Genomic DNA, 12294 nt, shown 5'->3' on the forward strand with positions numbered 1-12294 from the left:
TCCACCGCGCGTTTGCAATCCGTTCAGCCGACTGGAAGAGTCAGGCCGGTGGATCTCACCCTCATAGTCGTTCTGGTCATCGTTCTGGCCGTCTTCTTCGACTTCACGAACGGCTTTCACGACACCGCCAATGCCATGGCGACACCGATCGCGACCGGGGCGATGCGGCCCAGGGTCGCCGTGACCGTGGCCGCCCTGTTGAACCTGGTGGGTGCCTTCCTCTCGACCGAGGTCGCGAAGACCATCTCGGGCGGTATCATCCGCGAGGGCCCGGGCGGCGTCGAGATCACCCCGACGATGATCTTCGCCGGCCTCATCGGCGCCGTGATCTGGAACATGATCACCTGGCTGCGCGGTCTGCCGTCGTCGTCGTCGCACGCGCTCTTCGGCGGCCTTATCGGCGCGGCCCTCGTCGGCGCCGGCACCAACTCGGTCGACTTCGGAGTCGTTTTGTCGAAGGTCGTCCTCCCGGCGCTGCTCGCGCCTCTCGTCGCCGGCCTCGTCGGATTCCTCGCCACCCGCCTCGCGTACCGGATCACCCGGCGCCCGGTCGGCAAGAACCAGCGCGGCGGGTTCCGCGTCGGGCAGATCTTCACCTCGTCGCTCGTAGCATTGGCTCACGGCACCAACGACGCCCAGAAGACGATGGGCGTCATTACCCTGGCTCTGATCGCGGGCGGGTTCCTCGGCTCGGGAGCCAACCCACCGTTCTGGGTGATCCTCGTCTGCGCTCTGGCCATCGCGCTCGGCACCTACACCGGAGGCTGGCGCATCATCCAGACCATGGGCGGCGGTCTGACCGACATAAAGGCGACCCAGGGCTTCTCGGCCGAGGCATCGACCGCAGCCACCGTCCTCGCCTCCAGCCACCTCGGCTTCGCGCTCTCGACGACGCAGGTGTCGTCGGGCTCGATCATCGGTGCCGGCCTCGGCCGTCGCGGCTCGACGATCCAGTGGGGCACCGCGGGCAAAATCGTCATCGCCTGGTTCATCACGCTGCCCGCCGCCGGGCTCGTCGGCGCGGCGTGCGAGCTCATCGCTCGTATCGGCGTCGTCGGGCTTGTCATCGACGCGGTGCTCGGGGCAGGGGTCATCGTCGGCATCTTCGTTGCCTCGCGCCGCAAACCGCACGAGCAGTCCAACGCCCTGGAGGTCGACGTCGCCATGAACTCCGTCTTGACGCGGAGCGAGCGCCGCAGCTTGCTCAAGAAGCGCGGTGACGAGCTTCTCGCCGAGCGCCGCCGTATGAGCGACGAGTCGTCGCTGTTCGAACTGGGTGCCGAGGAGGAAGTCCGATGATCAACTGGGGAGCATTTCTGCTGGTGGCCCTCGTCTCGCTGGTGTCGGCGGGTGCGCTGGTGACGATCTATGCGTCCGGGCTGCGACTGCTGGCCGTCGACGGGCGGCCCCGTGCCGCGGTCGTCGGTGCGTACGCCTGCTTCACCGTGTGCGCGCTCGGTGTGCTGTTCGGCATCTACCTGATCGTTCCGGCGCTGCACGCGAGCTGACCGCTCGGGGTCAGTCGACCTGCACGGCGATCGCGCCACCGTTCGCGAGCATCTCGAACCGTCGCCCCGGCAGCGTCGAGACCAGCACCACTCGATCGACCAGGGCCCGCTGCTTCGGCACGCACGAGACGGCGTCGCCGACGTTGTCGTAGGTCGCCACGAAGCACACCTGGGCCGAGTCGACGCCGTACCCGACCCAGAGCCGCCAGCGGTCTGCGGTGGCCGACAACGAGGGATCCTCGTCGTAGATCACGCGGCTTGACCCCAGATCGACCTCGCCTCGTATCGCCACGGGCAGAGCATCGGTCGGCACCTCGGCGCGGTCGAGCGCCCTCGACAGCACCGACGGCAAGGGCGAGGTCGGCGAAGGATCCGACGGGGACGGCTTCGTCTCGACACTCTCCTGATTCGCGTCGGTCACGCCGTGGACCGTCGCGGCGAGGGCGATCGCTGCGGCGAGCGCGACCCCGGTCACGAACCACGCACGGTGCTTCGGTCGAGCCGGCTCGGCCTCCTCCGGTGCGTCGGGTGCCGGGGGAGTCGGGTCTGCCGTGTTCGCGGGTGACGGTGAGGCGGCCTCGCGCTGCCGTCGCTGCTCGGCGTCGAATTCGCGCAGGGCCGCGGCGGCCTCGGCGGCGACCCGCGGGTCCGCGCCCGGGGCGAACGCGAGTTCGGTGAGGGCCAGCCGGCGGCGGTCGGGATCCTCGGCGGAGCCTTCCTGCTCGGCGGTCATGGCGTGATCGTACCGCCGGAGGGCCGAACCGAGCCGCCGGGGTTCTGCCATGATCGGTCTATGCCGACGTCGCCGCGCCTTCGCATCCTGGTCGCGATCAATCCGTCGGCCTCGTTCGGCAGGCATCGCCCCGTCGGCCCCGCCGTCACCGCGGCGCTCGAGAAGGCCGGGCACGACGTCGTCCCGCTCCAGCGCGAGTCGCAGGAGGCTCTCGAGACAGCCGTTCGATCCGAGCTCGAGACCACGACGGTCGACGCGCTCATCGTGGTCGGCGGCGACGGAATGGTCAGCTTCGGTGTGGGGCTCGTCGCCGAGACCGGCGTGCCTCTCGGCCTCGTGCCCTCGGGGACGGGCAACGACATGGCTCGGGCGCTCGGGCTCCCCTTCGACGACCCCGCCCGCGCGATCGACAGTCTGGTCGAGCTGCTTCGCGAGGTGCCGCGCCCCGTCGACCTGCTGCGGGTGACGCGCGACGGCGCCGAGCCCACCTGGGTGGCGGGGGGAGTGTCGGCCGGCTTCGACGCCTTCGTCAACGAGCGCGCCAATAGGATCCGACGCCCCCGCGGCCGGGCACGGTACGACCTCGCGCTCGTGCTGGAGCTTCTGCGGTTGCGGCAGGTCGAGTACGACGTCGTCGTCGACGGGGTCGCCTCCCGCGTCGCCGGCACACTCGTCTCTGTCGGCAACGCCCGCTCGGTCGGGGGCGGCATCACTCTCTTGCCGGACGCCGTGATCGACGACGGTCTCCTCGACGTGCTGATCGTCGAGCGGCTGTCGCGCGTCGGGTTCTTGCGCTTGTTCCCGCGGGTCGCGAAAGGCACGCACGGCGACGACCCTCGGGTGCGGCTGTCACGCGCCCGGCGGGTGTCGATCGCGGCGCGTGACGTCGTGGCGTATGGCGACGGGGAGCGGATCGGTGCTCTGCCGGTGACGATCGAGGTCGTGCCGGCTGCTCTGCGCGTTTTCGCTCCGCCCGCCGAACCCGCTCATTCGGCCTAAACCCGCCCGGTCGGCCCAAACGCTCGCCCTAGGCGAGGTGTTTAGGCCGATCGGGCGGGTCTCAACGATCAGTACCAGTTGACCGACTGGGAGTGAGCCCAGGCAGCACACGGCGTGCCGTACGACGCCGAGATGTACCCGAGCCCCCAGATCACCTGGGTGGTGGCGTTGGTCGCCCAGTCCGACGACACGCTGGCCATCTTGCTGCCGGGGAGCGCCTGCGGGATCCCGGTGGCACCGGACGCGTTGTACGCCTGGTAGTTCCATCCCGACTCCTTGGTCCAGAGCGACACGAGGCAGGAGAACTGGTCGGAGCCCCAGCCGTACTGGCTCGACATGAGTGCTTGGGCGGTTGCTTTCGCCCCGGCCGGGGTGTTCGCGGCGGCTTGGCGGACGGCGTCGGCCTTCTCCTGTTTCGCCTTCGCTGCGGCCGCTTGCGCCGCCTTCCGGGCGGCGGCGGCCTTGGCGGCTGCCCGCTTCTCGACCTTCTCCGTCGCGGTCGTGACGTCGGCGGCAGCATCCTGCGTGGCGTCGGCCCGGGCGAGCACCGTGTCGGCGTCGAGCTTCTGATAACCGGCGAGCGACGCGAGCGACATCTTCAGCTCGGACGCGTTGACTTTGCCGCTCGCCTCGGCTGCGGCGTGTTTGCCGGAGGCCAGGGCGATCGTTGCGACGGTGTTCGCGGTGGAACGGCTCACGGCCGACCCCGCGTGCACCGAGACGCGGTCACCCGATGCGTCGGTGACGGTGAAGTCGGACTTCGCTGTCGCCGTCTGACCGGGAGCGACGACGTCGAGTGCCGTGGTGAGGGCGCTCGGCGTGCCCGCGGCGGTCGGGAGGCCGAAGGCGGATCCTGATGCCACTCCCGTGACGAGGCCGGTGCAGAGCACGGCGGCGGTTGCGACGGATCCGGTGAGGCCGGCGAGACGGATGCGGCGAACGCGGCGGCGCTTGGCCCCGAGGGAGTGTCGGGTTTCGGGCAGGGGTGTGGTGCTGACGGGCAAATCGGTCCAATGGCTCGACCGGGTCTCGCCATCTCGACGAAGGCAGGGCGACGTCGGGCTCTGCGGCGCGGCGGGGGGACGGGCGGCAGGGCCGTGCCCTCTCGGCTCGAGCTGCGGCTCGGTGCACGGGTCGGACGGATGGCGATCCGGTGACGGAATACTCGCCCGGCGTCGAATCGGATCGGCCGCGGGCGAAGCGGCGAGTATGCGGACCGATTCTGGGCTAGTCCGCCGAAACGCCTGGAAGAACCCTCTGTCCACCATGCATGCGCATAGACCATCGCGTGACAGTACCGGGTATGCAATACTCGGAACTGCTTTACCGGCACAGCTGATCACGCCGATGCCGGTGGGCGCAGATCACCGTCGACCAGGGGAGTCCGTCCATGTCCATTCGTCAGAGTTTTCTCGCGATCCTCGACCAGGGACCCTGCTACGGCTATCAGCTGCGGTCCGAGTTCGAGCGCCGCACCGGCTCGACGTGGCCCCTCAACATCGGTCAGATCTACTCGACCCTCGACCGTCTCGAGCGAGACGGGCTCATCACCCGTGACGACTCCGGCGACAGCGAGCACATCTACTACGCCATCACGACGTCCGGCCGAGCGGAGGTGGGGGCGTGGCTCACCTCGCCGGTCGCGCGTCCGACGGCTGCCGCGCGCGACGAGCTCGCCATGAAGCTCGCGATCGCCGTCACGATCCCGGGAGTCGACATCATCCGCATGATCCAGACGCAGCGATCCGCGACCCTCCGCACCCTGCAAGAGCTCACCCGCACCAAGCGCGCCGGCGGTGAGGCGGCGAGCGCCGAAGACCTGGCGTGGCAGCTCGTCGCCGACTCGATGATCTTCCAGGCCGAGGCCGAGATCCGCTGGCTCGACCACTCCGAGACCCGGCTCGTCGAGGCCGTCGCGTCGGGTGTCGCGGTTCCCGTGCCGATCGACGACACCCCGGTTCGACGCGGGCGACCGGCGCGAGTCGCGACGGAGGCGGGCGAGTGATGGGCGACGAACTGCTCCGGCTCGACGGCGTCTCGGTGCAGTACGGTCACGGCGAGACGAGTGTGACGGCGCTCACGGGAGTTGATCTGACGGTCTCGCGCGGCGAGCTCGTCGCCGTCATGGGGGCGTCAGGATCCGGCAAATCCACCCTCCTCACGGTCGCCGGGGGCCTCCGCACGCCCACCAGCGGCGAGGTCGTGGTCGAGGGGCACTATCTGAGCCAGCTCAGCGCCCGGCAGATCGCCACGCTCCGTCGCCGCAGTCTCGGTTTCGTGTTCCAGGATTTCAATCTCATCCCATCGCTGACCGCGCTCGAGAACGTCTCGCTGCCGTTGGAGCTCGACGGGCTCCCGCTGCGGCGAGCGAAGCGACCCGCTCTTGACGCCCTCGCCGTCGTCGGGCTCGCCGATCGCGCCGATCGGTACCCCTCCGACCTCTCGGGAGGCCAGCAGCAGCGGGTCGCCATCGCCCGCGCCGTTGTCGGCGGACGCTCGCTCGTGCTCGCCGACGAACCGACCGGCGCCCTCGACTCGACGACCGGCGAGGCGGTCCTTCGCATGCTCCGGTCCCGCGTGGATGCCGGTGCGGGCGGCATCCTCGTCACTCACGACGCCCGTCATGCCGCGTGGGCCGATCGAATCGTGTTCCTCCGCGACGGACGGATCGTCGACGACGCCCAGCCCACCCCGATCACGGCTCTGCTCGACGGGGTCGGGCGATGAGCGACACAGCCACCGGGGCGGCTCTCACCGAGTCGAGCCGCGGGGGCCTCGGCCCCGCCTCCCGGATGGCGCGCCGCATGCTCCTGCGCACACCCGGGCGCAGCATCCTGGTGATGCTTCTCATTGCGATCCCGATTCTCGGGCTGACGGCGATCGACACGGTCGAGGCGAGTCGCGCGGCCACGCCCGCCGAGACGGTCCGGCTGAAGCTCGGCCAGGCGGGCACCAGCATGTCGATCGTCTCCGCTCCCGATCCCCAGCTCACCCAGGATCCCGTGGACAATCAGGTCACCGGGAGCACCGCCGATACGTCGGATGGCTCGGCCGGATCAGCCGAATCCAGCGATTCCGACCTCCTGACGCCGAGTCAGATCTTGCCGGCCGGCACGCGCACCGTCTCGACCCGGTACGCCGACGCTATCGTCGAGACGAAGACCGGGCTCGCATCGCTCCCCGCCATCCAGGGCGAGGCGTGGGATCCTTCGCTCGCCGGTCGGTACGACCTCGTCGACGGTCGGCGTCCGACCGCGAAGAACGAGATCATGGTCAGCCCGGCGACCCTCGACCGGCTGGGGATCTCGCTCGGCGGCACGGCGACCGTCGCTGGGCCGGTCAAAGGCGCGTACACGGTCGTCGGCACCCTGCGCGATGCCCAGCTCGGCACCGACGGGGTCCAGCTTTACGGAACTCCCGGCCTCTTCGACGGCATCAGCGGTCGAAAGGCTCTGACCCAGACCACGTTCTATCTTCCCGATGTCGATCTGTCGTGGTCGCAGATCAGAAAGCTCAACGCCCAGGGGGCCACCGCCCTGTCGCGGAGCATCATCCTCGATCCGCCACCGTCGTCGGTGGCACCGCGACTGCTCGACAGCGGCAGCGGTGGCAACTTCATCACGATCGTCTTCATCGCCCTGCTCGGCGCGTTCGGACTGTTCGAGGTCTGCCTTCTGGCCGGAGCCGCCTTCGCGGTCGGCGCTCGAGCTCGTCAGCGCGAATTTGCCATTCTGTCGAGCGTGGGCGCCGAGAGGCGGACGGTCTTCGCCGTCATGTCGATCGAGGGCATCCTGCTTGGGTTCCTCGGCGGTGTCGTCGGCGTCGCCCTCGGAATCGCGGCGGCCGCGATCGGCATCCCTCTGATCAGCCAGGGTGTTCAGGCAAGCTACCCGGGGTTTCACGTCGATCCGCTCGTGCTGGTGCTCATCGTGCTCGCGTCGACCGTCTCGGGCTGGCTCGCCGCGGCCGTTCCGGCTCGGGCCGCCTCGAAGGTCGACGTCGTCGCGGCTCTCCGAGGCGCTCGTCGCCCGCCCAAGGTCACGCTCCGGCGCCCCCTGATCGGGCTCTTCGTGCTCGCTGGCGGCTCCGTGATCGCCCTGATGGGCGGGCTCGTCGTCATCGGCACCAACCAGGTCGCGCAGCAAAACGACCACATGATGACGGCCGGCATCGTCCTGCTGGTGATCGGTCCCGTCGTCATGCAAGTCGGCGCGCTCATGATCACGCCGCTGATCCTGCGCTGGGTGACGACGTTCCTCGCACGGGTCGGGACCGCCGCGAGGATCGGCTCGCGCGACGCCTCCCGCAACCCGAGCCGGACGGTCCCGGCGCTCGCCGCCATCATGAGCACGGTCTTCGTCGCCGTGTTCGCGATGTGCCTGCTGTCGGGCGGGCAGGCGCTGTCGATCCGTGGTCACTACTGGCAGGGGCCCGAGAACAGCCTGTCGGTGGGACTGATGAAGACCTCCGAAGACGGAACCTCGACGTTCAGCTCGCCGGACGGCGTAGCGGACGCGATCGACCGGTCGTTCCCGGGAGCACGGGCGCGAGTCATCTTCAGTACACCCTCCTTCGGCTCGCTGGGCGAGACAGCCGTTTCGAGTTACGCGGTGCCGCGGCACGCGATGCCCGCGGGCCGCCCCTACTTCCTCTCCGCAGACAGCACCGAGAATTCGATCGTGGTCGGCTCATCGGCCGACCTGGCGCTCATCCTCGGTGAGAAGGTCTCGGCTAGGTCGAAGGCCACGCTGGCATCGGGTGGCGTCGTGTCGCTCTACCCGCAGTATGTCTCAGACGGCAAGGTCATCATCGACACCGTGCCGGCGGCGACTGGCGCGGACGGCCAACCGCAGAAACCCATCCGGTCCGTGAGCGTGGCTGCCACCATCCAGCAGCCCGACCATGACTTCGCCTTTGGCACCTTCATGAGCCCGGCGACGGCGAAGAAGCTCGGCGTGCCTTTCGAGCCGACCTCGGTCATGGCGCAGCTCGCCACCCCGCCGACCGCCGCCCAGACGGACGCCTTCTCCGCATCGCTGATGCTCGTCGACAGCGATTTCGGGTGGAACATCGAACGCGGCCCCGACCTCTACGCGGCGACCTGGTCGTGGGCACTCGTTGCGCTGACGACCATCATCGCGCTCGTCTCGTCCGGCGTTGCCCTCTCGCTGGCGCGAGCAGATTCTCGGCGCGACGACGAGATCCTGGCATCGATCGGAGCCGGTCCGGCCCTCCGCCGTGGCTTCGGCTTCTGGCAGGCGATCATCATCGCGGGCCTCGGTGCCCTGATCGGTGCGGGGCTCGGACTGGTGCCCGCCTTCGCGCTCAGCCTGCGTGCCGAGGGCGTGACCAGCGGCTACATCCCATTCTCGCCGCCGTGGCTGCAACTCGCGCTGACCGCGATCGCCATGCCGCTGCTGATCGCCGCCGGCTCGTGGGCCCTGACGCGGCGTACGCGCCAGCTCGGACCGTCTCGGCGGCTGCCCGCGGCCTGAGCCGGACGGCGTAAGGATCCGGCCCACCGCCGCGGCAGTCCTCGATCCTGGCCGCCCCGCCCCGCCAATTCGAGAGCGATCCTGCTTCGCAGTCACACCAGTTACTGCCGCACGTGGTGTGCTCTGCCGGATCGCTCTCAAAGTGGCGGCCGGGCCCGACTCTCGTCAGGTCATCCCTCGACGATACCGACGCGAAAGCTAGGCTTGACGCATGACCGACGACGACGTCCGAGTAGCCACCAGCGAGCCCACCACGCGACGTGAGACCGACTCGCTCGGCTCGCGCGACGTGCCGACCGATGCCTACTGGGGCATCCACACGCTGCGTGCGGTCGAGAATTTCCCGGTCGCGAATCGGCCGATCTCGGTGTACCCGGAGCTGGTTGTGGCGCTCGCGGTCGTCAAGCAGGCGGCGGCCCGCGCCAACGTTGAAATCGGCGTGCTCGACCCCGCCAAAGCCCGCGCCATCGAGCAGGCCTGCGATGAGATCCGCGGGGGAGCGCTGCACGACGAGTTCCGCGTCGGTGTCATGCAGGGCGGTGCGGGCACCAGCACCAACATGAACAGCAACGAGGTTATCGCAAACCGTGCCCTAGAGATCCTGGGACACGCGCGCGGCGAGTACGAATACCTGCACCCGATCGACGACGTCAACCGCAGCCAGTCGACCAACGACACCTACCCGACCGCGATCAAGCTCGCGATGATCCTTGCCCTGGGCCCGTTCGTCGACGAGCTGGGCCGGACGGCCGACGCCTTCGCGGCCAAGGGCACCGAGTTCCGCAACGTGCTGAAGGTTGGCCGCACGCAGCTGCAAGACGCCGTTCCAATGACCCTCGGCCAGGAGTTCACCGGCTTCGCGCACACCCTCGGCGAAGACCAGGAGCGCCTCCGCGACACCCTGCCGCTTCTCGCCGAGATCAACCTCGGCGCGACGGCGATCGGCACCGGCATCACCGCCGACCCGAAGTACGCCGAGGCGGTTCGTCGCCACCTCTCCGAGCTGACGGGCATCGAGATGGTGACCGCCCCCGACCTCATCGAGGCCACCAGCGACGCGGGCGTCTACATGACCGTGTCGGGAGCGCTCAAGCGGAGCGCGATCAAGCTGTCGAAGATCTGCAACGACCTGCGGCTGCTGTCGTCCGGGCCTCAGGCCGGCCTCGGAGAGATCACGCTCCCACCACGTCAGGCCGGATCCTCGATCATGCCCGGCAAGGTCAACCCCGTGATCCCCGAGGTCGTCAACCAGGTGGCCTTCGCGGTCGCGGGCGCCGACGTGACGGTCACGATGGCTGCCGAGGCCGGTCAACTACAGCTCAACGCGTTCGAGCCCGTCATCGCCAACTCGATCCTGCAGAGCGTCTCGTGGCTCTCTCGGGCCTGCCGCACCCTGCGCGTCAACTGCATCGACGGGATCCAGGCCAACACGTCGCGGCTGGCCCAGCAGGTCGAGACCAACATCGGCGTCGTCACGGCCCTCACCCCGTACATCGGCTACGCGGCTGCGGCGTCGATCGCGCACACGGCGCTCGCCACCGAGACGCCGATCGCGACCCTCGTGGTCGCCGCCGGGCTGATGACGGCCGAGCAGGTCGAGCACGTCCTGTCGCCCGCGCGCCTGTCGGGCCTCGAGGCGATCACGTCGTCGATCCCGGTCGTCACCGCCGAGCAGATCACGAAGCACCTGGCGTCGCTCGATGCGGCTCACGCCGACGAGACCGCCGGCTGATCCTTTTGGCGCCCGGTAGGGGCACGGCACCGGACCTCGTGCAAGCCTCGGTCGTCCGGTGCTGCGCCCCTACCGGGCTGATCCTTTTGGCGCCCGGCACGGGCCCTGCACCGGACCTCGTGCAAGCCTCGGTCGTCCGGCGCTGCGCCCCTACCGGGCTGATCCTTTTGGCGCCCGGCACGGGCCCTGCACCGGACCTCGTGCGAGCCTCGGTCGTCCGGCGCTGCGCCCCTACCAGGCGCGCGGCGGCGAAATCGAAGGATCCGGCCGCGCGCTGCTCGACACACCCGCAGTGGGCCATCGCTTACCGTTTTCTGCATCGCCCACCGTTTATTCGGTTAGCCGTGCGTGAAACGGTCAGCGACGCTCGCCAGCGCCCAGCGGGCGAGAGAGGAGGATCCCGCATCTCGTCTCCCGACACGGCGCCGCGGCCACCGCCGCGCCCAAAAGTTACTGCCCTGCGCGGTCGTCCTCGTCGCTCAGCCCCGGCCGCGCACTACCCGACATCGTCTGGAAGCGCGGCCGGATGTGCGGCTGCCCGTGCTCGTCAAGGGTCGGCTCGCCGTAGAGGCGGACGGCCTTGAGGCGCATCGTCCTGCCGTCGACGAGGTCGAGTGACTGGTGCCGTGCGAGGGCGAGGTTGCGTTTGCTGTCACGCAGAGGCAGCGGAATCAGCCCCTCCGCCTCGACGCCCGATTGCAGGTAGCGAACCCGGATGATCTGCGAGTCGAGTTCGCCGCCGAGCACCAGCACGAAGTTCGAGATGAAGGCGTAGACCAGCACGACGACGGCTCCGCCGAGGAACCCGTACACCCGGTCGTAGTTCGAGAACGTCGTGATGTAGATCGCGAAGCCGACCGTTGCGAGGGCCCAGCCGCCGATCGCGAACAGGGCACCGTACGACACCCAGCGCACGCGGGGGTGCTTCACGTTGGGCGAGAAGTAGTAGAGCAGCGCGATCGTGAGCACCACGATGCCGACCAGCACCGGCCATTTGAGGATGTTCCAGAGCAGCACGAGCAGCCCCCCGAACCGGAACTGGGCCCCGATGGCTTCGGCGATCGACGGGGTGATGAGCAAGATCGCGGCGATCGCGGCGAACAGCACCATCATCACGGCAGACAGCAGCAGCATCTCGAGCCGGAACTTCGCGAACCGGCGCCCCTCCTGCACGCCGTAGATCATGTTCAGCGCGCGACCGAAGGCGGACGCGTAGCCGGAGAGCGACCAGAGCGTCAAGAAGAGCCCGACCCCGAGGGACACCCCCGGCACCGAGAGGCTCAGCAGCGAGATCAACGGCGGTCGGAGGGCGTCCGCGGCCGACTGGCCGATGCCGAGCCGGGCGATGTTCAGGATGGCGTCGACCGCGTCGCCGTCGCTCTGCCCAAGGGCCACCGCCGATACGACGCTGAGCGCACCCGGGAAGATGGCGAGGGTCGAGAAGAACGCGAGGGCAGCGCCGGCGTCGACCGTCCGGTGCCGGAGGAACCCGTGGTAGGTGCGCCGGAGCGCATACCGCCACGGAATGGGATCCTTCGCCCCGACCACGAGCCACTTCTGCCAGCCGGCGACGAAGGGTGCGGCCGTCGCGTGGCCGATGGGCCGGAGGATCGGCCAGGTGAGTCGGGCCACGAAGAGCGCCACGGCACGCGCGAGACGGCCGATTGCGCGCAACACGGCCCAGATCGGCGACCAGATCGCGACAAGGATCCGAGACACCCGGTTCCCGAGACGAAGCGCGCCCTCTCGAGAGGGTTGCGCCGGTCGCAGCGCTCGTCCCGTCATTGCCTCAGGATACCGGGGCCGGGTGTCGGTGTCGGAGGCCGC

Annotated in this window: 10 protein-coding genes; 7 read left to right on the top strand and 3 right to left on the bottom strand. The window is 69.3% G+C overall.

What is annotated here, in order from left to right:
- The first annotated feature begins 48 nt into the window (after window positions 1-48).
- On the top strand, window positions 49-1299 hold the full coding sequence (locus ITJ49_RS11535) for an inorganic phosphate transporter (protein ID WP_194605377.1): 1251 nt from the start codon (window positions 49-51) through the stop codon (window positions 1297-1299).
- On the top strand, window positions 1296-1508 hold the full coding sequence (locus ITJ49_RS11540) for a hypothetical protein (RefSeq protein ID WP_055962610.1): 213 nt from the start codon (window positions 1296-1298) through the stop codon (window positions 1506-1508). The genes ITJ49_RS11535 and ITJ49_RS11540 overlap by 4 nt, the downstream gene beginning before the upstream one ends.
- A 10-nt stretch (window positions 1509-1518) precedes the next feature.
- Here ITJ49_RS11540 and ITJ49_RS11545 read toward each other — a convergent pair whose 3' ends face one another.
- Entirely contained in the window at window positions 1519-2241 is a 723-nt protein-coding gene (locus ITJ49_RS11545) for a hypothetical protein (RefSeq protein ID WP_194605380.1), read from the bottom strand.
- A gap of 60 nt (window positions 2242-2301) precedes the next feature.
- On the opposite strand from ITJ49_RS11545, the gene ITJ49_RS11550 reads away from it, so the two are divergent.
- Window positions 2302-3240 carry a diacylglycerol kinase family protein gene (locus ITJ49_RS11550; RefSeq protein ID WP_194605383.1) on the top strand — a complete coding sequence of 313 codons (939 nt, stop codon included), beginning with the start codon at window positions 2302-2304 and terminating at the stop codon, window positions 3238-3240.
- Between the two features lie 68 nt (window positions 3241-3308).
- On the opposite strand, the gene ITJ49_RS11555 is transcribed toward ITJ49_RS11550, so the two are convergent.
- Window positions 3309-4244, bottom strand: coding sequence for a phospholipase (locus ITJ49_RS11555; protein WP_228514384.1), 936 nt, complete (start codon window positions 4242-4244; stop codon window positions 3309-3311).
- Between the two features lie 386 nt (window positions 4245-4630).
- On the opposite strand from ITJ49_RS11555, the gene ITJ49_RS11560 reads away from it, so the two are divergent.
- The 4 genes from ITJ49_RS11560 to ITJ49_RS11575 all read left to right on the top strand — a co-directional run bounded on the left by ITJ49_RS11560 (window position 4631) and on the right by ITJ49_RS11575 (window position 10467).
- Window positions 4631-5245 carry a PadR family transcriptional regulator gene (locus ITJ49_RS11560; protein ID WP_194605386.1) on the top strand — a complete coding sequence of 205 codons (615 nt, stop codon included), beginning with the start codon at window positions 4631-4633 and terminating at the stop codon, window positions 5243-5245.
- Window positions 5245-5967, top strand: a complete 723-nt coding sequence (locus ITJ49_RS11565) for an ABC transporter ATP-binding protein (protein WP_123942496.1) — start codon at window positions 5245-5247, stop codon at window positions 5965-5967. Before ITJ49_RS11560 ends, ITJ49_RS11565 begins: the two co-directional genes overlap by 1 nt.
- Complete coding sequence (locus ITJ49_RS11570; RefSeq protein WP_194605389.1) at window positions 5964-8735, top strand: ABC transporter permease; 2772 nt, start codon at window positions 5964-5966, stop codon at window positions 8733-8735. The genes ITJ49_RS11565 and ITJ49_RS11570 overlap by 4 nt, the downstream gene beginning before the upstream one ends.
- A 211-nt stretch (window positions 8736-8946) precedes the next feature.
- The gene (locus tag ITJ49_RS11575; RefSeq protein ID WP_194605392.1) at window positions 8947-10467 is read left to right on the top strand and encodes an aspartate ammonia-lyase; all 1521 of its coding nucleotides are present in this window, start codon (window positions 8947-8949) and stop codon (window positions 10465-10467) included.
- A 450-nt stretch (window positions 10468-10917) separates the two neighbouring features.
- Here ITJ49_RS11575 and ITJ49_RS11580 read toward each other — a convergent pair whose 3' ends face one another.
- A complete protein-coding gene (locus tag ITJ49_RS11580; protein WP_194605396.1) occupies window positions 10918-12252 on the bottom strand; it encodes a YihY/virulence factor BrkB family protein in 1335 nt (444 codons plus the stop codon).
- Between the last annotated feature and the right edge of the window lie 42 nt (window positions 12253-12294).

Origin of the sequence: Frondihabitans sp. VKM Ac-2883, from assembly GCF_015350875.1 — a bacterium.
Lineage (GTDB): Bacteria > Actinomycetota > Actinomycetes > Actinomycetales > Microbacteriaceae > Frondihabitans.